1 pseudogene is annotated in these 240 nt (G+C 66.2%); it reads right to left on the bottom strand.

What is annotated here, in order from left to right:
• Positions 1 to 240: pseudogene (locus GYA94_RS26425) on the bottom strand (ATP-binding protein); the annotation flags it as partial.

Genomic DNA, 240 nt, shown 5'->3' with positions numbered 1-240 from the left:
GCGGTTTCCTTCAGGCGCTCCAGGTCCCGCCAGTGCGGCCACACCCACAGCAGCAGGCAGCCGAGCATGGCGGCACCGATCAAGACGGTCACCCCCCAGGACAATACGTTGATGTCGAACGGGTCGGGCGGCGAATGCAGCTCTACCAGCCACTGTTTGTCCAAGGGGGCCAGCACGGTTTCGTAATAGCCCCACTCGCCAATGCGTACCGCGTGCAGCCCCTGCGCCAGGCGCGCCTGC

This window comes from Pseudomonas juntendi (genome assembly GCF_009932375.1).
In the GTDB taxonomy this organism is placed as follows: domain Bacteria; phylum Pseudomonadota; class Gammaproteobacteria; order Pseudomonadales; family Pseudomonadaceae; genus Aquipseudomonas; species Aquipseudomonas juntendi.
The sequence above is the reverse complement of the archived record's forward strand: the minus strand, read 5'-3'. Positions and strand labels throughout refer to the sequence as shown.